Annotated in this window: 18 protein-coding genes and 1 pseudogene; 8 read left to right on the top strand and 11 right to left on the bottom strand. The window is 71.1% G+C overall.

What is annotated here, in order from left to right; translation table 11 throughout:
* Positions 1-38 precede the first annotated feature (38 nt).
* Positions 39-878 (bottom strand): SDR family NAD(P)-dependent oxidoreductase, encoded by an 840-nt coding sequence (locus ACRYM6_RS22030; RefSeq protein WP_432545028.1) that lies wholly within the window; start codon positions 876-878, stop codon positions 39-41.
* Positions 879-1,030: 152 nt separating this feature from the next.
* Between ACRYM6_RS22030 and ACRYM6_RS22025 the strand changes: the two genes are divergently transcribed.
* Positions 1,031-1,915, top strand: coding sequence for a helix-turn-helix transcriptional regulator (locus ACRYM6_RS22025; protein WP_432545027.1), 885 nt, complete (start codon positions 1,031-1,033; stop codon positions 1,913-1,915).
* Between the two features lie 171 nt (positions 1,916-2,086).
* Here the strand turns inward: ACRYM6_RS22025 and ACRYM6_RS22020 are convergent, their stop codons facing one another.
* Entirely contained in the window at positions 2,087-2,476 is a 390-nt protein-coding gene (locus tag ACRYM6_RS22020; RefSeq protein ID WP_432545026.1) for an ATP-binding protein, read from the bottom strand.
* 300 nt (positions 2,477-2,776) lie between these two features.
* Between ACRYM6_RS22020 and ACRYM6_RS22015 the strand changes: the two genes are divergently transcribed.
* Positions 2,777-5,611 carry a SpoIIE family protein phosphatase gene (locus ACRYM6_RS22015; RefSeq protein WP_432545025.1) on the top strand — a complete coding sequence of 945 codons (2,835 nt, stop codon included), beginning with the start codon at positions 2,777-2,779 and terminating at the stop codon, positions 5,609-5,611.
* A gap of 282 nt (positions 5,612-5,893) precedes the next feature.
* On the opposite strand, the gene ACRYM6_RS22010 is transcribed toward ACRYM6_RS22015, so the two are convergent.
* Complete coding sequence (locus tag ACRYM6_RS22010) at positions 5,894-6,520, bottom strand: hypothetical protein (RefSeq protein ID WP_432545024.1); 627 nt, start codon at positions 6,518-6,520, stop codon at positions 5,894-5,896.
* A 1,111-nt stretch (positions 6,521-7,631) separates the two neighbouring features.
* On the bottom strand, positions 7,632-7,922 hold the full coding sequence (locus ACRYM6_RS22005) for a hypothetical protein (RefSeq protein WP_432545023.1): 291 nt from the start codon (positions 7,920-7,922) through the stop codon (positions 7,632-7,634).
* A gap of 226 nt (positions 7,923-8,148) precedes the next feature.
* Here ACRYM6_RS22005 and ACRYM6_RS22000 point away from each other — a divergent pair, with 226 nt between their 5' ends.
* Positions 8,149-9,390, top strand: coding sequence for a hypothetical protein (locus ACRYM6_RS22000; protein WP_432545022.1), 1,242 nt, complete (start codon positions 8,149-8,151; stop codon positions 9,388-9,390).
* A 98-nt stretch (positions 9,391-9,488) separates the two neighbouring features.
* Here the strand turns inward: ACRYM6_RS22000 and ACRYM6_RS21995 are convergent, their stop codons facing one another.
* The 5 genes from ACRYM6_RS21995 to ACRYM6_RS21975 all read right to left on the bottom strand — a co-directional run bounded on the left by ACRYM6_RS21995 (position 9,489) and on the right by ACRYM6_RS21975 (position 12,242).
* A complete protein-coding gene (locus ACRYM6_RS21995; RefSeq protein WP_432545021.1) occupies positions 9,489-9,731 on the bottom strand; it encodes a helix-turn-helix domain-containing protein in 243 nt (80 codons plus the stop codon).
* Positions 9,731-10,210 carry a DUF2975 domain-containing protein gene (locus ACRYM6_RS21990; RefSeq protein ID WP_432545020.1) on the bottom strand — a complete coding sequence of 160 codons (480 nt, stop codon included), beginning with the start codon at positions 10,208-10,210 and terminating at the stop codon, positions 9,731-9,733. Before ACRYM6_RS21990 ends, ACRYM6_RS21995 begins: the two co-directional genes overlap by 1 nt.
* Before the next feature lie 99 nt (positions 10,211-10,309).
* Positions 10,310-10,849: a hypothetical protein gene (locus ACRYM6_RS21985; protein ID WP_432545019.1), complete on the bottom strand. Its 540-nt coding sequence runs from the start codon at positions 10,847-10,849 to the stop codon at positions 10,310-10,312.
* A gap of 83 nt (positions 10,850-10,932) precedes the next feature.
* On the bottom strand, positions 10,933-11,409 hold the full coding sequence (locus tag ACRYM6_RS21980; protein WP_432545018.1) for a hypothetical protein: 477 nt from the start codon (positions 11,407-11,409) through the stop codon (positions 10,933-10,935).
* Positions 11,410-11,714: 305 nt separating this feature from the next.
* Complete coding sequence (locus ACRYM6_RS21975) at positions 11,715-12,242, bottom strand: sigma-70 family RNA polymerase sigma factor (RefSeq protein ID WP_432545017.1); 528 nt, start codon at positions 12,240-12,242, stop codon at positions 11,715-11,717.
* A gap of 471 nt (positions 12,243-12,713) precedes the next feature.
* Between ACRYM6_RS21975 and ACRYM6_RS21970 the strand changes: the two genes are divergently transcribed.
* Complete coding sequence (locus ACRYM6_RS21970; RefSeq protein ID WP_432545016.1) at positions 12,714-13,706, top strand: IS481 family transposase; 993 nt, start codon at positions 12,714-12,716, stop codon at positions 13,704-13,706.
* Positions 13,707-14,793: 1,087 nt separating this feature from the next.
* Here ACRYM6_RS21970 and ACRYM6_RS21965 read toward each other — a convergent pair.
* A complete protein-coding gene (locus ACRYM6_RS21965) occupies positions 14,794-15,243 on the bottom strand; it encodes a Rid family hydrolase (protein WP_432545015.1) in 450 nt (149 codons plus the stop codon).
* A 92-nt stretch (positions 15,244-15,335) separates the two neighbouring features.
* Between ACRYM6_RS21965 and ACRYM6_RS21960 the strand changes: the two genes are divergently transcribed.
* From ACRYM6_RS21960 to ACRYM6_RS21950, 3 genes are all read left to right on the top strand, one after another.
* Positions 15,336-15,890 (top strand): MarR family winged helix-turn-helix transcriptional regulator, encoded by a 555-nt coding sequence (locus tag ACRYM6_RS21960; protein ID WP_432545014.1) that lies wholly within the window; start codon positions 15,336-15,338, stop codon positions 15,888-15,890.
* A 698-nt stretch (positions 15,891-16,588) separates the two neighbouring features.
* The gene (locus ACRYM6_RS21955) at positions 16,589-17,014 is read left to right on the top strand and encodes a DUF4097 family beta strand repeat-containing protein (protein WP_432545013.1); all 426 of its coding nucleotides are present in this window, start codon (positions 16,589-16,591) and stop codon (positions 17,012-17,014) included.
* 256 nt (positions 17,015-17,270) lie between these two features.
* On the top strand, positions 17,271-17,813 hold the full coding sequence (locus tag ACRYM6_RS21950) for a nuclear transport factor 2 family protein (protein WP_432545012.1): 543 nt from the start codon (positions 17,271-17,273) through the stop codon (positions 17,811-17,813).
* Between the two features lie 771 nt (positions 17,814-18,584).
* On the opposite strand, the gene ACRYM6_RS21945 is transcribed toward ACRYM6_RS21950, so the two are convergent.
* Positions 18,585-19,220, bottom strand: coding sequence for a TetR/AcrR family transcriptional regulator (locus tag ACRYM6_RS21945; protein WP_432545011.1), 636 nt, complete (start codon positions 19,218-19,220; stop codon positions 18,585-18,587).
* An 81-nt stretch (positions 19,221-19,301) separates the two neighbouring features.
* Here ACRYM6_RS21945 and ACRYM6_RS21940 point away from each other — a divergent pair.
* Positions 19,302-19,461: pseudogene (locus ACRYM6_RS21940) on the top strand (short-chain dehydrogenase); the annotation flags it as partial.

Raw genomic sequence — 19,461 nt, 5'->3', positions numbered from 1 at the left:
CGGGTGGGCCGGGCTCTGGTGCGGCCCACCCGCCACGGTCAGGCGGCGGCGCCGTCAGTGGACCGGGCGACCTCCTCGCCCGCCTCGACCTCCGCGCGGCGCGTCTCGAGAGCCGAGACGGCGAGGGCGTGGGCGTCCGAGCCCAGCAGGTGGCGCAGCCGCCCGCCGCCTCCGGTCACCGCGAGGTCGATGAGGGCGGCGGCGGCCCTGACCGGGTCACCGAGCTGGGTGCCGGGCATCTGCAGGTGCGCCCGTGTCATCTCGCGCAGCGCCGGGTAGGCGTCGGTGGTCTCCGCCGGCAGCACCAGGGAGTTCGAGGTCAGGAAGTCGGTGCGGAAGTAGCCCGGCTCGACGAGGCTGACGTGGATCCCCAGGTCGGCGACCTCCCCGGCCAGGGACTCGGTGAGACCCTCCAGGGCGAACTTGCCCGCGCAGTACAGCCCCCAGCCGGGGAAGGACGTCAGCCCCAGGACGGAGGAGATGTTGACCACGTGCCCCGACCGCTGGGCCCGCAGGATCGGCAGGGCGGCGCGCAGGACGTTCCACACCCCGACGACCTGCACGTCGAGCATGGCCCGGACCTCCGCGTCGGAGGTCTCCTCGACCGCGCCGAGGAAGCCGTAGCCGGCGTTGTTGACGACGACGTCGAGGGTGCCGAACCGCTCGCGGGTCCGCGCCACCGCCTGCGTGACGGCGGTTCCGTCGGTGAGGTCGAGTTCCAGCGGCAGCAGCCGGGACGTGTCGGCGCCGTCGAGGGCGGCGGTCAGCCGCTCGGTCGAGCGGGTGGTGGCGGCGACGTGCTCGCCGCGGGCCAGCAGCTGGGTGACGAGCTCGCGGCCCAGGCCGCGCGAGGTGCCGGTGACGAACCAGGTGGACACGAGGTCTCCTCGGGTCGGAGGGGGTCGGGACACCACCAGCCTGAGCCGTCGGCAGGGCCCGGGACGGGCCGCTGGCTCGCCCACTCCTGCCTGGGTACGGCGTACCCCCCTTCGACCCGCCGGCGCCCGGTGCGGACCGGCACACTGGTCGCGTGACACCCCGCGCCGGGCACCGCAGCGACCTGGGTGACTTCTTCCGCAGCCGCCGCGCGGCGACCTCCCCGGACGCGGTGGGGCTGCCGGTGGCGCCGGGGCGACGGGTCGCGGGACTGCGCCGGGAGGAGGTCGCCCAGCTCGCCGGGGTGAGCGTGGACTACTACACGCGCCTGGAGCAGGGCCGCCACGACAGCCCCTCGAACGCGGTGCTGGACGCGCTGGCTCGCGCGCTGGGCCTGGACGCGGCGGCTCGCGCGCACCTGCACGACCTGGCGGGACCGCCCCCGGCGAGGACCGGGCGCCCGGTGGTGCAGCGGGTGCGGCCCGCGGTGCACCAGCTGCTGGACTCCCTCGGTGACCACCCGGCGTTCGTGGTCGGTCGGCGCACCGACGTGCTGGCCTCCAACGCGCTGGCCCGGGCGCTGCTCACCGACTGGGACGCGCTGCCGGCTCGCCGGCGCAACTACGTCCGCTGGTTGCTGCTCGACCCCGCCGCCCGTGCGTTGTTCCCCGACTGGGAGGTGCTGGCGGCCGAGGCCGTCGGCACGTTGCGCCTCGACGCCGGCCGCCACCCCGATGACCCGCTGCTCAACTCCCTCGTCGGGGAACTGACGATCGGTTGCCCGGAGTTCTCCCGCTGGTGGTCCGATCGCCGCGTGCACGAACGCACCCACGGCACCAAGCGCGTGCGGCACCCCGTGGTGGGGGACGTCACGATCCACTTCGAGGCCCTCGCCCTGACGGGTGAGGACGATCAGACGCTGTTCGTCTACTCCACCGAGCCGGGGAGCGCGTCCGCGGACAACCTGCGCCTGCTGTCGTCGTGGGCGGTGGACACCGCCCCGGGCGCGCGCCGCCGATCGGGGTCGCCCGGCAGCTGACGACGCGGACCTCCCCGGCGACCGCGCTGAGGTCGGCGTCGACGACGGGACGGGAGCCGGTGCGAGGCCCGACCGTCTCGAGCCGACACGTCGAGCAGGCACGGGCCGCGGTGGCGGGCGCAGGGACGCAGGTGGCAGCGGGCAGGTGGGGGATGAGCGGGCGGGGAGCGCTCAGGGCCCGGCGACCAGCTGGAACCACACGGTCTTGCCCCCTGCGGGGGAGGAGGCCGCCGTCAGTCCCCAGCGTGCGGCGAGGCGGTCGATGAGAGCCATGCCGCGTCCGCCGGTGGCGTCGGGCCCGACGTGACGCACGACGGGGACGGTGGGGCTGGTGTCGGTGACGGCGATGCACACGTGCTCCCGGCCGCAGACCACCGCGACGGTGACGGGGCCGGCACCGTGACGCACGGCGTTGGCGACCGCTTCGGAGGTCAGCAGCTCCAGGACGTCCTGGTCGACGGCACCGGGACGGGCCGTGAGGCAGCGGGTGACCTGGTCGCTGACCCAGTGACGGGCGGTGGAGACGGCCGACAGCTCGGCCGGCAGGACGAGCTGAGCCATCGATCCTCTTCCAGGACCCCCACCGTGGTGCCCGCCGGGGCGTGGTCTTCGACGTGGTGGGAGCTGCATCGCCGCGGTGCTCGTGTCGAGCCTTCTCGTGTGGGGCCACTGTCGCGGCAGGCCCACTGTGCCGCGGCGGTCGGGGAGCGGCAAGCCGAGCAGACCCTCACGCGCCCGTAGCATGGACGGCTGCAGGAGGTGCCGCTGCCGCAGCGCGGGGCACCTCGGGCCCGGCGACCGGTCCGGCGACCGGTCCGGCGACGCGTCCGGCGAGCACAGAGCAGGAGTCGTGGTCGGGCAGTGGGAGCAGCACCGGGATCCGCGGGGCGGAGCGATCAGCGCGTCACCCCCGACCAGGACGTCGTCCTCGAGCAGGGTGTCGCTCCCGACGCCCCCGGCGCTGCTGCCGCTGCCGGTGCGGCCTCCGCCGACCCCGGCACGGCTGCGGCGACACCGGAGCAGGTGCGGGCGGCTCAGCGGTTGGTGGCGGCGCCGGTCAACCCGGCGCTGCAGCGGCTGGCCGCCGCTGCCGCCCGGTTGCTGACCGCTTCCGCCGCCCAGGTCTCCCTGGTGACCGGTGTGCAGACCATCGCCGCGGTCGCCGGGCAGGACCGGGCCCTGGTGGGCAGCACCGGGGCGTTGGCCGACTCCCTGTGCACGGTGACCGCCGCGCACGGTGCGCCGTTGGTCGTCCAGGACGCCGCCACCGACGAGCGGGTGGCGACGCTGTCGCCGGTGGCCGGCGGCGCGGTGGGTGCCTACCTGGGGGTGCCGCTGATCGGGTACGACGGGCACGTGGTGGGCGCGTTGTGCGTCTTCGACCCCGCTCCCCGCACCTGGCGCGACAGCGACGTGCAGGTGCTGAGCGACCTGGCCGCCGCCGCGGCGGCCGAGCTGAAGCTGTCGGCGCTGTCGTTGGAGTACGAGTCCGACCGGCTGCGCTGGCAGCTGGCGGTGGCCGCCGGTGGGGTCGGCAGCTTCGACTGGGACCTGCGCACCGGTGAGCTGAGCTGGAACGCGCAGCTGCTGGAGCTGTTCGGCTACGAGGAGAGCGAGTTCGGCCGGACCATCGAGGACTTCACCGCCCGGGTGCACCCCGACGACCGGGAGCGGGTCGCCCAGGCGCTGGAGGAGGCGATCGCGGCGTGCGGCCCCTACGAGGCGGAGTACCGCGTCGCGCTGCCCGGTGGCACCACCCGCTGGGTGAAGGCCAAGGGCGAGGCCCTGCCCGGTCCCGGCAGCGCGGTCGAGGACGCTGCCGGGGGCACCGCCGATGAGCGCGTCGGCGGTGGGCGGGCGGTGCGGGTGCTGGGCGCGGCCTGGGACACCACCAGCGAGCACGACGACGACCTGCGCATCGCGCGGGTGCTCGAGTCGATGTCGGCGGCGTTCTACTCCCTGGACCGGCAGTGGCGCTTCACCTACGTCAACGCCGAGGCCGAGCGGATGCTGCAGCGCCGCCGGGAGGAGCTGCTGGGCGGGGTGCTCTGGGAGCTGTTCCCCGACGCGGTGGGAGCCGCGTTCGAGGCCGAGTACCGCCGTGCGGTGGAGACCGGGCAGCCGCTGACCTTCGAGGCGTACTACCCCGCACCCCTGGACGGCTGGTACGAGCTGCGCGCCTGGCCCGACCCCGACGGGCTGTCGGTGTACTTCCTGGACATCACCGCCCGCCGCGCCGCCCAGGCCGAAGCCGAGACCGAGCGGGCCGCGGCGCAGGAGGCGCTGCGCACCGCCGAGACGGCGCTGCACGAGGCCGAGGCCGCCCGCCGGCAGGCGCGCCAGGCCCAGCGGGCCGCCGAGCGCACCGCCGGGCGCCTGGCCCTGCTGGCCCGGGTCAGCGCCGACCTGTCGGCGACGCTGGACACCGAGGAAGCCGTCGCACGGCTGGCCCAGCACCTGGTGCCGGCGCTGGGGGACTGGTGCATCGTCACCCTCGTCGGCGAGGACGGGACGCTGCGCGACATCGGTTCCTGGCACACCCGGGAGGCCTCGCGCCCGGTGGTGCAGCGCTACCGCGAGCTGCGCCTGACCGCGATGGACCCCGCCTCCTCCTTCCCGCACCGGGCGCTGCGGGAGAACCGCCCGGTGCTGGTGCCCGACGGGGCCACCGAGAAGATCGCCGCGACGCTGAGCGGGGAGGCGGCCGGACTGCTGAGGCGACTGGCCCCCGAGTGCGCGCAGATGCTGCCGCTGCGAGCGCGGGGACGCACCGTCGGGCTGGTCACCCTCTACCGCGACGCCGCCTCCGGGCCGTTCAGCTCCGAGGCGGTGCTGACCGCGACCGAGGTCGCCGACCGGGCCGGGCTGGCGCTGGACAACGCCCGCCTGTACGGCCAGCAGCAGCGCATGGCCGAAGGGCTGCAGCGCTCACTGCTGACCGCACCGGTGGAACCGGACCACCTGCAGGTCGTGGTGCGCTACCGCCCCGCCGCGCACGCCGCGCAGGTCGGGGGCGACTGGTACGACGCGTTCATGCAGCCCGACGGGGCCACCGTCCTGGTCATCGGCGACGTCATGGGCCACGACATCACCGCCGCGGCGGCGATGAGCCAGGTCCGCTCCCTGCTGCGCGGCATCGCCTACTTCAGCGGAGGAGCACCGGCGGCGGTGCTGACCGGTCTGGACGCGGCGATGGAGGGTCTGGCGGTGGGCACCACCGCCACCGCGGTCGTGGCGCGCCTGGAGCAGTCCGCGGACGAGCGTGAGCGCGGGGTGACGCGGGTGCGCTGGTCCAACGCCGGGCACCCCCCGCCGATGCTGCTGACCCCCGACGGCACCGTGACCGCGCTGAGCGGGCTGCGCCACGACCTGCTGCTGGGCATCGCCCCGCAGCTGCCGCGCCTCGACGAGGAGGTCGCCCTGGACCGCGGTTCCACCCTGCTGCTGTACACCGACGGCCTGGTGGAGCGCCGCGGTCAGGACTACGACGAGGGCCTGCTGCGGCTGCGCGAGGCGGTCCTGGAGCTGGCCGGGGAGAGCCTGGACGACCTGTGCGACGGGGTGCTGGCCCGTCTGCTGCCCGAGCACGCCGAGGACGACGTCGCCCTGGTCGCGGTGCGCCTGCACCCGCAGGACCGGCCCCGCCCACCCGAGGCCGGCCCGACCCGGGTCCCGCGGCCCCTGTCGGGGGCGTGAGACCGAGGTCGTGAGGTGGGCCGTGCGGGCCGGGTGCCCGGCGGGGAGGCACGACGCCGGCCACGGCCCACGAGGAGTCCCGCACACCGGTGGGGCCCGCCCTGGTCCCCGTCACCGGAGCCGCAGGCAGGTGCCAGGCAGGTGCTTCGAGCAGCTCCGGAGCGGGGTGGACCGCCCGCGGGGTGCGGTCACCGGTCAGGTCGGGGCTGGAGCCGGTCACCGCCCCACGACTCCCTCTCGTCCGGGGTCCCCGGGTCGACTCCGGCTCGGGGTGCCACCACCTCAGCTCCGCGGCTGGGACGGGTTCGTCGGGTCCCCGTGCGACGGCGGGTTCTGCGGCGGGCCGGGCACGCTGGCCGGACCCTGGTGGTCGGCGGGCGGGGCGTGCTCGGGCTGCGGCGCGGCGGGGTCCCCGCCGGAGGGCTGGGCCCCCGCGGCCAGCTGCTCGGCCCGGGCGCGCAGGACCGTCAGCACCGGCTCACGCGCCCCGTGCCCCTCCTCGTAGGCGATCAGCGCCTCCAGACCGTCGGTGTCCAGAGCGCGGACGCGGTGGGCCAGGCTCGAGACGGGCAGGTGGTCGTAGTCGGGGATCGGCAGGGCGGCGTGCTCGTCGGCGCTCACGGGTGGACCTCCGCGGGTGCTTGCAGGTGGCGCGGCTCCGGGTTTGAACCTGTCCGACGAACATGCCCGCACGGGTTCCCGGCCGCAACCGGGCGGACGGCGCCAGCCCGTCCCCGCGTCGGGCAGGACGCTGCGGGCGACCGCCGCGAGGTTCCCGGGACGGTGCAGCGCACCGCGTTGCCGGGTCGCCGAGGGCCCGTCCAGCAGCCGGCCGACCAGGGCCTGGACCTCCTCGAACTCCCCGGCGTCTTCCGGGTCGTCGCGCAGGTCCTCCAGCAGTCCGCGCACGACCTCGGCCGCCGGGCGCGGGGATCACCGGTGAGGAGCTCGCCCGGCTGCACCAGCGTGACCGCCGGCAGCCACCAGCCGTCGACGTGCGCCTGGACGTCGACGCCGTGGACCTGCCCGGCCAGGTCACCGCGGTCGAGGCGGCCTGGGAGCGAGTCGCCGGGCTGAACGCGGGATCGAGGTGGCGCAACGCCCCACCCGGCGTCGCGGTCCTCCCGCCCCGTGCGCGCTGTGGCGAGCGGGCGGCACCTGCCCGGACCTGCGACCGCCACCGGCCGCCACGGGTGTCCCGAGGCGTCGAGGAGTTCGACCCACCTGTTATGTCTCAGGACATCGGTGACACTTCTGCATCAAGACATCGGTGACACTTCCGGCCGTCTTGGTGGTGACACTTCCCGGCCTCCGGCCCCGCCCTGCGGCACTCCGCCAGCCACTGCGGAGCGCGGACCTTCCCGTCGCCAGGCGACCCGCGCGCGGGGAGCGCGTGGCCGGCGGGCGGCCACGGCCAGGCGAGCAGCATCAGCGGAGCCGTGAGCGGCTCACCCGCACCGCCTCGACTTCACGGTCACGGACATCACGGTCATGCCGATCTGCGTGCTCTGTGGCACTTCAACGTGCAGTGCAGTTCGCCGTCACTGCTGGGCCTGCCCACCGTCGATGAGGTCTCTAGTGCCAACCGGTTCAGAGAGCTCCACGGTGAGAGGGGTGTCCGGGTTGCTCGGGCACTCCTGGGCACCCCCGGCGTACTCAACCCGCACGGTGATGATCACCGCTTCCGGCTGGTAGTCCACCTCAGGCTTTCGGATGCGACCCGCAGCCGACTGCCCGGACGCGCAGGAGACCTCGTTGACCAGCAGGAGAACTCGCGTGCTCTCAGGAGCCGGTGGTTCAGCCACCCGCCATGTCGCGACCGAAGCCTCCTGAGCGGTCGCAGGTGGGACATCGCGACTGGTCGCATCCGAGCCGTTCTGTCCGCAAGCAGCGAGCCCCGCAACGATGACGACGGCTGCAACCGCTTTGGGAGTCCTCATGCCCATGAGACGCGCCGTAGGCAGACAGGGCTCCGTCTCGGCGCGCCACCGATCTCGCGGTCATCCCGCCATCAGCGTGATCATCTGGACAGGAGCAGGTCCCGCACCCGGCACCACGCTGCGGTCTCCTCCTGGTGCCACCCCATCCGGTGAAGGCCGTCGAACAAGAGCCCGGCCTCAGCGACGGCCTTTCGATCCAGCTGCCCTCCTGCGACGACGGTCTGCACGCAGCCCGCCACGGTGCTCGCCGCACCCTGCAGCTCCATCCACTTCTCCCACTCATCAGCGGGAGCCTGGTCATCAGGCTGGCTCGAGTACACATCAGCGGCGTCCAGGGCGGCTTGCAGCTCTACGTCGGAGTGACCTGCCATCTCAGCAGTCTGGCGTCTTCACCGACCTCACGGTCATCCCGCGGTGCGGACGGTCACCGGCAGCGCGGAGATGAGGATGGACGCATCGTTGGCATCCACCCATGATCCCTCCATGAGGTTCCTGGCCCCGGGGTGGTTAGCCCAGCTGGATTCCGGCTTGTGGGCCGTGGATCGCTACCAACCCGTAGCCGCGGTCTTGGACCCCCACGACGGGACCGTCCGCCAGATGGTGTCGTGGCCCGCTCTGCCTCCACCGGCGGCGGAGCGCTACTCGCACACGGTGGTGCTCAACGACGGGACGTCGCTGTGGATCCAGCAGGAAAGCGGCGGGCCGGTAGTCCGCGTCACCACCGACGGGATCGCCGCCACCGCGCTGGTCGACAGCTCCGAGGACCCGCTGATGAGGCAATCGCTGACGCTGTGCCGTCCCGGCTTCGCGTGGTGCTCCAGCAGCGCCGAGGAGTACGACGTCGTCCCCCGGGGTGCACCTGCCGGCGCACCACCCCGGCGTGGACAGCTGCAACGCGTGGACGCCGACGGTCGGATCCACGCCGTCACCGTGGACCGGGGAGTCCGCGAACTGCTCGCCACCCCGGAAGGTCTGCTCGTAGCTGCCGTGGGAGACGACGTCCACCGGCGTCCCCGCTGGGACGGGGACCAGGACCGCGTCGCCTACGGCACCCGGTGGTACCTGCTGCCGTGGCAGGCGACACCACCACCGGTACTCACCGACCGCTACGCCCTGCCCGCGGACTTCCAGCCGCCTCCACGAGAGTCGCCCCCGGACCTGATACCGCAGGACGTCGCCGGGTACGGCCCGATCACCCGCAGCGGCGGGCTGGAGTGGTTCGCCGATCCCCACCCGCGGCCTCCCGGCGACGACGACCGCGCGTGGGCTCGCCCGATCCTCAGCGCCCGCGAACCGGAAGGGGCGACGGTGGCTTCCTGGGACCTCGGCAGCGGCTGGATCGAGGCCGCCACCGCTCACGGCAGCCGGTTGAGCGCCGCCGTGGCGCGTCGCCCCCGCACCTGGACCTCGCCCGTGGTGCAGCACCCCGTCGAGATCCTCGTCGTCGACGCCGACGACGGGTCCAGGGTTGAGCTGCTGCCCGCCGAGGCCGTCGACATCAGCGAGCACTGCTGGCCGCTGGCACCCAAGCCGCCGGAAGCGAAGCTGCGCGCCTGGCAGACGCTGCGGGCAACTCAGAGGGATGCTGAGCACCTGGAACGGGTGGGTGCTCACGACGTGCAGTACCGCCTGGACGGGTCTTGGCCCCAGACCGTCCTGGAGCTGACCTTCACGGTGCTCGAGCGGCCCGGGGTGCGGCTGCGGCAGCGAGTTCCGCTCTTTGATGAGCTGGGTCGCACGATCGGCTCGCAGGCCGCCGCGGCCCCCCTGGTGGACCAGCTCGCAGCGCATTGGCTGCCCGCCATGAGCCGGGCGCGTGACGGGTTCCTCGACATCTGAGGCACGTCTAGGACCACCCACGACTTCACGGTCATGGCGCCTTGTGCGCGGTCACGCTGCCGTCGTGGCGTGTACTCGCTGGGCCCGGGGGACCAACCTCAGCTAGCCGACATCGCTCGGGTGGCCTCTTCAACGTCGTCCGGAACCCAGCGCAGGACGTCTCCTGGCTGGCACTCCAGCACCCGGCAGATCGCATCCAGGGTGGAGAACCGCACCGCCTTGGCCCGCCCGTTCTTCAGCACCGCCACGTTCGCCGGCGTCAGGCCGATCCGGCGGGAGAACTCACCTACCGACATCTTCCGCCGCGCCAGCATCACGTCGAGGTCGACGACCACCGCCATCAAATGACCTCGGCCATCTCCACCTGCAGCACCGTCGCCGACCGCAGCAGCCCGCGCATGACGACCATCAGCAGCACGAAGCCCAGCCCACCGACGAGAGAGACGGCCTGCATCACCAGCGCGAACGGGCCACCGACCCCGACCCAGCCGATCAGGTGCGTCACCGTCCCCACCGTGACCACGGTCGCCACCGCCGCGGCGACGATGATGAGGTCCACCCACCGCACGGACCGCGGGTCGAAAATCCACCGCTGCTCGACCATCGCCAGCAGCTTCCAGACCGCGACCAGCGCGGTCTGTACGCAGGCCAAGACCACGATCACCGCGGCCGCGTACGGCACCGCCAGGTACGCCAACTCGGGGTAGACCTCTGCCGACTGGTAGGCGGCGACGGGGACGTAGACGGCCTGGCCGAAGAGGGTACCGAGGCCGAGGGCCACGAGGCAGAGGCGTAGGGCGCTGATGACGTTGCCGTTCATCTGTCGATCGTCATCCGGTATCTATCGAAAAGCAATAGATGCGAGTGGCGGTTCCGCACAGAGGACTACCGCGCGGTCATGGCGCTGGCCATGTCCTTGTCACGACCGCGGGAGTCGCCACCCCCACTGCCACGGCCACAGGAAGCGGCGGGTCGTGTGCTCGGAGGCCTCGTAGGGAAGACGAGCCACCCGCTCGTAAGCCTCCTCCAGCGCCTCTTCGTACCCGGCCCGCTCGAAAGTCAGCACCGCAGGCGCGCCCTCAACGGGGAAGTCTGGTTCGGCTCCCTCCCAATGCAGGTCCGACCACACCACCGTCGTGGTGTGCAGCTCTAGAGCCGCCGACACCTCGACATCACCGCAGACCACGCAGAGCAGGATGCCCACTCGCCCTGGGGCCAGGTCTATCCCAGGGGTACGCCCGGTCAAGGCGTCGACGGACTCGCTGACGTGAGGCAGCCACGGCCGGTTCAACGGAGTGACCAGAGAGTCCGCCCCGACGAGCTGCTCGCGCAGTGACGCCCCGTCGACGACCCAGTCCAGGAAGAAGGAGCGCGGACGGCGGGTGACGTTGCCGTCGTGCAGGACGTGCTCGCTCGAAGCTTCGTTCAGCTCGAAGGTCAACAGTCGTGTCTCGCCCACTGGGCCAGTGTCGAACACCCAAGCCCAACGACGTCGTGGTCATGGCGCGGTGCGCGCGGTCTCAGGGCGCCGCGCCTCACCCCTCATGAGCCGTTCGGCTTCTGGCCTTCATTTGCGGCGAAGGCGTCTTGCCAGATCTGCGCTGTAGCCGTGTCGTAGGCGCCGGTGAACCCGCAACTCCAGGCCACCGGACCCTGGGCTGGGCCGGAGCCATCACGCACCGCCCCACTGACCAGCAGCCGCTCACCCACCGCGTACGCCAGCCCCTCCGAGCTCACCGCCCCACCGCCGTCAGGGGCCGGCATGTCGATGAGCAGGCCACCGCTGCCGTCGACCTGGTCAGAGCCGGCTGCGGTCAGCGCTGCCTGCCCGGCGTACCAGTGATGGACCTCGAAGGTGACACGCCGCTCGAAGTCGAAGGTGGCCGAGTCGCCGATGGCCACCACCGTGCCGTCGAAAGCAAACCCAGCCTCAGCCAGCGCCTCAGGGGAGAACCCTTGCACGCAAGAGGCTGCCGATCCCGTCGTGCTCAGGCCCGGGGAGGCGGCCTGGGTGCTCACCACCCCAGGACCAGTCCCAGGACCGGTCCCAGCCCGAGGACCAGCCCCTGGGCTTACAGCAACGCCCACGCTTGAGCCGCTGCCCGAGCCGCTACCTGGGCCGGTGCCTGGGCCGGTGCCACCTCCTGCCCACAGGCCCACCACCACAACGCCCACCGCCGCCGCGGCGCTCAGCGCCACGGCCATGCTGCGCTGGCGCCGTGCGCGCCGGCGGACCTGCATGGCCAGGTCCGCTGGTGCGCTGATGGCCGCGGCGTCCTCGGCGAAATGGCGCCGTAGCTGCTCTTCCAGGTCAGTAGCCAAGGTCAGCGCCTTTCAGGGGTGGGCGGGGACACGGTGGTCGAGGTCTCGCGCAGGGCGGCCAGCGCGCGGCTGATGGTGGCTCGCACGGTGCTGGTGGACGTGCCCATCGCCGCGGCGATGGCCGCATCGTCCAGGTCGGCGTAGTAGCGAAGGACCAGGACCTCTCGAGCGCGGGGGGCCAGGCCAGCCAGGCGGGCATGAAGGTCCTCACGCTCGAGTAGGCAAGCATCGGCTCCTGGCGCGTGGCGGTCTTGGTGCAGGTGAGCGCTGGCAGGGTCGGCGATGTCGTCGTGGTGGCCTGGGGTCTCGGTGCTGGAACGGCGCCGGGTGGCATCGATGTGGGCGTTGAGGGCGACCTTGCGCAGGTAGGCCTGGGGGTTGGCCGAGGTGGTCACCTTGCGCCAGTGGCGCAGGGCGTGCACCAGTGCGGTCTGAGCGAGGTCCTGTCCGGCGTGGTGGTCACCGGTCAGCAGGCAGGTGAAGCGGAGCAAGGCGGTCCCGTGGTCATGGACGAACTGCTCGAAGCTCACCACCTGCGCTCCTCCCGCCGGATGTAGGTCTCTGCCCACTCCCTACCTACCAGGACGCATTGGGGGTGCGTGGTTGCTGCATCGCGATGCCGGAAGTTGTGACCTTCACGCGGCGCTCTACAGGCCGGGCAGACCGCTGCACGGCCCTCGCGTGGGAGGTGGGCGAGCCACATCGGCTGAACAGGACGTCAACGACCGTCCGCACATGTCGATGTCCGAGTGATGCGCGCTGCACCCGACGGCCAGGATCAGCGTCTTCTCCGACCGGCCAACAGCGATCCTGAGAAGCTTGCGACGCGCATCATGTCCTCGACCTACGGAGCCCTATGAAGAAGCGTTCGGTCACTAGGCGTACTGACCACGCACGTTGGTGACACGCCAGCGACCGCGAGGCCGTTGACGTAGGGAGGACCTCCGAGGGCAGTGTGGAGCTGCTGAAGGCGACCACACGCAAGCCACTCGGAGGTCCTCGTGCCCCACCGTAACGCCGCCCTGACCCCTGCCGGGAGACTCAAGCTGGCCCGGCTCATCGTCGACGACGGCTGGCCCATCCGCCGCGCTGCTGAACGCTTCCAAGTGTCTTGGCCCACCGCCGCCCGCTGGGCCGATCGCCTGCTCGAGCTGCGTGCCACCGGCGGTCGTGAGGAGGACGGCTTGGCCGATCGGTCCTCCCGCCCGCACCGCAGTCCCACCCGAACCCGGCGGGCAGTGGTGAAGAAGGTCGTGCACCTACGCACCACTCGAGGCTGGGGACCGGCCCGGATCGGGCCCAAGCTCGGCCTGGCGGTCTCCACCGTCGCCGCCGTCATCCGCCGCGAAGGACTGCCGCGGTTGTGCGATGTCGACCTGGCCGATCGCCAACGCCTCCGCCGTGAGGTCCGACGCTACGAACACGCTGCCGCAGGCGATCTCGTCCACATCGACGTCAAGAAGCTCGGCGTCATCCCCGACGGCGGTGGCTGGCGCTTCCACGGCCGCGGCAGTGATCAGGCCAAGGCCGCCAGGCCTGGCAGCCTTGGCTACGGCTACCTGCACACCGTCCTCGATGACCACTCCCGGCTAGCTTTCACCGAGGTTCTTCCCGATGAGAAGGGCACCACCACGGCCGCGTTCTGGGCCCGGGCTCACGCGTGGTTCGCCGGCTGCGGCATCCGCATCGTCCGCTGCTTGAGCGACAACGGCGCCAACTACCGCTCCCGCGACTTCGCCGCCGCCCTGGCCGCCACCGGCACCGTCCACAAGCGGACCCGGCCCTACCGCCCGCAGACCAACGGCAAGGTCGAGCGGTTCCACCGCACCCTGGCGACCGAGTGGGCCTACGCCCGTCCGTATCTCTCGGAGGCAGCTCGTCGCCGGGGCTTGCCAACCTGGCTGCACATCTACAACCATCACCGGCACCACACCGCCCTCGGCGGGCTACCGCCCGCCTCGCGCGTCACCAACCTCAGTGGTCGGTACAACTAGCTGCTACACGACCGGCACGATCCACCGCAGCCGGTCCCCGGTCTCCCGGCCGGTGAGTCGGCGTACCCCCTCGTGAGCTCGTCCACCTGCCAGGTCAGCGCCTCAGTGGCGGTCTTGAACTGCGGCAGAGTTCCCACCAGATGCATGCGCCGCGTCGGGATACTCGCCCCGTCGGCCGTGTCGGACGTCCTCTTCACCACAATCCCTTACTCAGGTCAGCTGACAGTCAACAACATAATCGGTCGGGGACCAGACCAGCCCCCGGCGAACAGCGTCGCCACAACGGAAGCTAGATTTCCCATGCCCGAAGCCGCCGCCTTCCACCACACCTGCCTCGCCGGGACCTCGCACCGCCCTGGCCCGCTCACGACCACCATGGCTGCCTGATTCTCTGCGGTTCTACTGGCCGGCGGGTTTGCCCTGCTTTTCACTGTGCCCACCGTGGTCGTCGCCATCGGGGACTGGAGGAACCCTCGGCTCGGCAGGTCCGGTCCGTACCTGGGCCACGGTCCTCGCAGCCGGTCAGGCGACCCTGCTGCTGGCGTGGTTGAGTGCCGCCCTCCCCGCCCCCAGCCTCAACAAAAGCCTGGACCCTGTCGTCGTCGCCGCGATGACCGCCGTGGCCATCGGCACGGCGGTGACCTGCCACCTACAGCGCAGGCGCTCCCGCGGCTTGGCCCCGGAGCCGGTCACCCCACCGTAACCACGTCCTTGCGAGGCCGTGAGGAGACTGCAAGCCGAGGAGTACCACGGCCTCATTTGGGTCTGCGAGGCCGAGTGAGTGTACCCATCGCGATGCTGACGCTCACACCCGACGATGATGCCGGCGCTTTCGGGCTGACTAGATGTACTGACCACTGAGGTCGACGACGGGCGAGGCGGGCGGTAGCCCGCCGAGGGCGGTGTGGTGTCGGTGGCCGCAGTGCACTCACGGATGGACGGAACCGGCGGCTGCACCGCCTCGTCGACTCCGTGCGCAAGGGCGGCTCGGCAGCTCGTGCCACGAACTCGTGCAACGACCCGTCTCATGATGGCTGGCCTTGTCATCCGCAGTCAGCGTTCAGGACGGCCAGCGTGCGGGGAGTTGTCAAGCGTTCTGACCGCTGCTGCTCAGGTCAGCGCTGTCACTGGTGACGGCGGTGACGCGGATTTCGACACGCATCTCTGGTGCTCCGAGTGCTACCACACCGATCTCGGTCCAGATGGGGGCCCGTTCCCCCATACGCGCTCGTAGCTGTTCCACCATTACGCGGTTGTGGGTCTCGCCGATGAAGTTTGCGGATTCGGGAACGTGGTAGGAGTCCACAGCGATCACGTCGCGCCAAGTAGCGCCGGCCGTGGCCAGGGTTCGTTCGACGTTGTCAAAGGCACGTCTGATCTCCTCCTCGAGGGAGACGGGGAAGGTGAAGTCGTCGTCCCATCCGCCTTGCCCGGAGATGTCGACGCGCTCACCGATCCGAACGGCCTGCTGGTAGTGCATGGCCGACAACTGCCGCTGCCCGTACCCGGGAGTGGCGAAGAACTGGGGCTGGGTCATGGTCATCCTCCTCGAGTGACTTCATTCGTGAAGTGAAGGTATCACCCACAGCTTCACGCGTGAAGTCATAGGCGAGTCGATATCGTGCGGGCATGGCCACGAGCGACAGCGCGGGCCCTGACGGCCACCCAGCCGAGGGCGGAGCAGCAGCCGAGGGGGCGAAGGCACCCCAGGGAAGACGAGCACCCGAGGAGCCGCAATGGCTGACGGCAGCAGAGAAGAAGGCCTGGACGGGCCTGGTCTCCTTGGTGCTGCTGCTGCCCGGACGCCTGGAGTCACCGTTACAGGAGGAAGCCGGCGTGAGTCTCTTCGACTACCTCACGCTCAGCCACATCTCCGAGGCTCCGCAGCGTCGACTGCGGATGAGTGAGCTGGCCTACCTCGCCAACGGCTCGCTCTCCCGGCTGTCCAACGTCGTCAAGCGTTTCGAGCAGCGCGGATGGGCTCAGCGCTCCCCCGATCCCGACGACGGCCGATACACCGTCGTGGCCCTCACCGACTCCGGCTATCAGGTGGTGGTCGCCGCCGCACCGGTTCACTTGCGCTCGGTGCGGCGGCTGATCCTCGACCTGCTCGACCCCGATGAGCAGCAGGCACTGACCGACATCGCCGCGAAGCTGCGCGCACGACCAACTGAGGCCACCTGAGCGCCGCTCAGAGCATCGTTGTGGCCAGCGAGATGCTGGGCGCCAGAGCAGGCCATCACTGCATCCCGCCAGGCCCCTCCCTCCGGCTCGTCGACCGCTGCCAGCCGCAGGTACCGGCGCACGTTGACGTGGCGGTTACCCGCGTCAGGAGGACGTGGCGATTCTTTGCGCCAAGAGGACGTGGAGATCACCAGCGCCAACAAGGCGGCGCGCCAAGGGGAAGTAACGGCGCCCCCGGCAGCTCAGGGAGGTGCAACCCGCATCGCAGCGCAGGAAGCCCGCGCCATCCGTCGCGCTCATGCTCGCCGCCGGCAAGCCTGCGACTGGTGCAGGCAGCCAACTGGCTCCCGCAGACTCCCTGCCGCTGTCCGCGAGCCAGCGGTCCGCAACAGCGGCATGCAGCCAGAAGGCTCAGCACATTGCAAAGCTCAGGCGGCGGAGGTTGCGGTGATGCCCCGTCGACGGTCATCTTCGCGCCGTGCGGGTAGCAAGCCACGTCCCAGCGCACCCAGGCCAGCGCGTCGGCGACCTCTTCGGACGTTCCGAGCACCCCGCGGGGTTCCCGGTGATCGTCTGAGCCACGACTTCACCGGCGCCAGCGTTGACCGGGGTGCGCATCGCCGCCGGTGTGCTGCAGCTGACCTCGACGCGCCGAAGAGTATGGCCCGGTCTCTGCTTCATCGCCTTCGAGCTCAAGCATGCCTGAAGGACTTGACCTCGATGTCACCACAGGCGCCAGGGACCAGGATCTGACGGGTCGCTTCGGAACCGTTCGCGTCGAATTGGGTAGCGGTGATCTGTTCTTGACCCGAGCCCAGGCGAGGGCGCTGAGCGGTCGGATCGACACCGGCGACGTCCAGGTGCAGGGCTCGGTGCCGGCCGTGCGGATCACCGGCAAGCCCGGCGAGGTGGATGCGGCGCTTGACGCCCTCACCGCTGAGGTCCTCACCTCGAGCACCACCGGGGATGTGCAGGTCCTGGTGCCCTACGACGAAACGCGCTACGACACGACAGCCTTAAGCGACACCGGCGAGGCGCAGGTTTCGGCGCCTGCCGCAGGTGCGCCGGCACCGCGACTGACCGCCGTCACCGAGACCGCTGGCGTCGTCGTAAGGGTTCGGTGACCCGATGCACAGCGCCAGGTGCAGTCTGCAGGGATGTCCGTGGTGCGGGTGGTGCATGGAGGGGGCCACGCAGGCACCGAGAGGACTAAGAGGACCGAGAACAGCAAGCACCAGAACCAGCGCTACCTTGCATGCGTAAGCTAACGCATGTTAGGTTTCCATTGCAGCGAGAGGTCAGCTTCGTTGCCGGCCGACACATTTTTTGTCTGCCGCCCGTCCGACCGGACATCCCCACCATCGATCATGGAGTTGAACCGTGAAGAGGTCCGCTTTGATTACCGGTCTTCCGCTTGGGCTTGCCCTTTCGCTGGCGTGCGCCCCTAGTGCCAGCGCTGTTCCCGCCCTCGACTCAGGCACCCACTTCATTCACCACCAGAGCCACCACAACCATCAGAGCCACCAGGCCCCGCGGATCGTCAAGACCTGGCTGAAGGCATGGAACGATGCCGACGCCCAGCGCCTCGGGTCTCTGTTCACCGGCGATGGCCGCTACACCGATCACGCCTTCGGCCCGACGTTCACCGGCCCTGCGGGCGTTCAGCAGTGGGTGGCGAACACGCACGCGGGCATCGCCGATGTCCGCGGCGATCTGCGATGGGCGCACAAGCACGGTGATGAGATTGTTTTCAGCTGGTACTTCAGCGGCCACTTCCGGGGTGCGCCGGAGGGCTTCCGCGTCCCAGCCGTCACGGTCATCACGCTTCGCGGCAACAAGATCGCCACCAACGACGACTACTACAGCCATGCTGATGTCCTCGCTCAGTCCGGGCTGCCAGCCGACTGGCAGCCCGACGCCTGACGCCTGACGCCTGACGCCTGACGCCTGACACAGGCTCGCCGCGCCGGGAAGATCACCGACGTCAGCCGATACTGCAGCTGACACTTGACACTGGCGACGCTGCCGTCAAGGCGGTGATGGCGAACAGTGCCGCGCAGGTCGCTGTGCTTGCCGACAGACCTTGCCCGACAAACCCTGCCCGACAGACCAGGTAGAGCACCACCGCCTCCCACCCGGTGCCGGCACCGTAGTGGATCAAGCAGTGAGTTGAGCAGCGGACCGAGCAGTCAGCCGAGCAATCAGGCGAGCACCCGCACAATTGCGACTCCGCACCGTGCTGCGCCCCCGACCCGGGACCGGCAGCGCGAGCAGGACCTCCCCGCGGTGGCGGCACCGGCTGCCACTGGACGTGGCCGCTCTGGGTGCTGCCGCGGCCATCGTCGCCGGTGTCGGCCTGGCCCAGCCCGGCCCAGCCCCCATCGCCCACGCCGACACCCCACCCGCGCTGGTCATCACCGCACCGCCCGCCACCGTCGACGACGCCCAGAGCCTGCGCGAGCTAGCCGGCCTCGCCCTCCAGCAGGTCCCCGTTCCGTTAACGCCGACCCGCGGACGACGATGCTCTATGACCGCGCCCGCTCCACCCTGGGCAGGCACTCCCACTACGTCCTCGCCGCCTACATGGCCTTCGGTAGCTGATAGGTCCCGTCCCTACTTGACGCACCTGCCGATGTGCGGATGGCGAACGGGAGGTCACATCGGGCCCCACTGCAACACTTCGGAGGACTCAGCTCAGGCGAGGATCCCCGCCGTAGCTATTCCTACCCGGCGGCGGGTGGTCACCTCGTCGTCGCCGAACCGGTCGACGGCCCACGACAGTGCCAGGACCAGTTCGTAGACCTCCTCGGCGCTGATCGTGCCAGGGGTCTCACCGGAGACGTCGGCCCGGGCGAGGAGGTCGCCCGTCCGCTGCAGCAGGGGGTTGCACGCCGACTGCACCGGCGAGGTGGTGTCCTCGTGGGCGCTGGCCAGGCAGTAGGGCAGGTCATGCCAGATGCGCAGCCGCCACGTCAGCAGCACCAGCCACTCCCTCAGCGCCGCGCGTGGGGTGAGTGTGCGGGACAGCTCGTCCGCTTCAGCCAGGGCTTCGGTGATGCTGTCCTGCATGACCACTGCCAGCAGGTCATCGCGGGTGGGGAAGTTGCGGTAGAGGGTGGCGTTGCCGACGCCGGCGCGGGCGGCGATGCCGTCCAGGGACGTGAGCACGCCCTCGGCCTCGAAGGCTTCCCGGGCCGCTCGCAGGATCGCCTCGCGGTTGCGCCGGGCATCAGCGCGCAGCGGGCGCGACGAGCCGCCGCTGTCGGTGCCGCAGCTGTCGACGCCGGGCAGCTGCCCCCTCGTTCGATCCGCTTTGCCGGGCAGAGTCACCAACTCCCTCCTTGACCAAGTGGGGGCACTCCCCGCATAGTCATCACCTGGGGATAGTCCCCACTTCATGGAGGAGTCTAGATGAGCCACCCCCTCACCGGCCGCACCGTGCTCGTCACCGGCGCCAACGGCGGGCTCGGCGAGCAGTTCGTCCACCAGGCGCTCCAGCGGGGAGCGGCGAAGGTCTACGCCGCGGCGCGCACCCCGAGGTCCTGGGACGACCCCCGCGCCGAACCGCTGC

Origin of the sequence: Kineococcus rugosus (assembly GCF_050871975.1) — a bacterium.
In the GTDB taxonomy this organism is placed as follows: Bacteria; Actinomycetota; Actinomycetes; order Actinomycetales; family Kineococcaceae; genus Kineococcus.
This window is presented reverse-complemented; position numbering and strand designations above follow the sequence as displayed.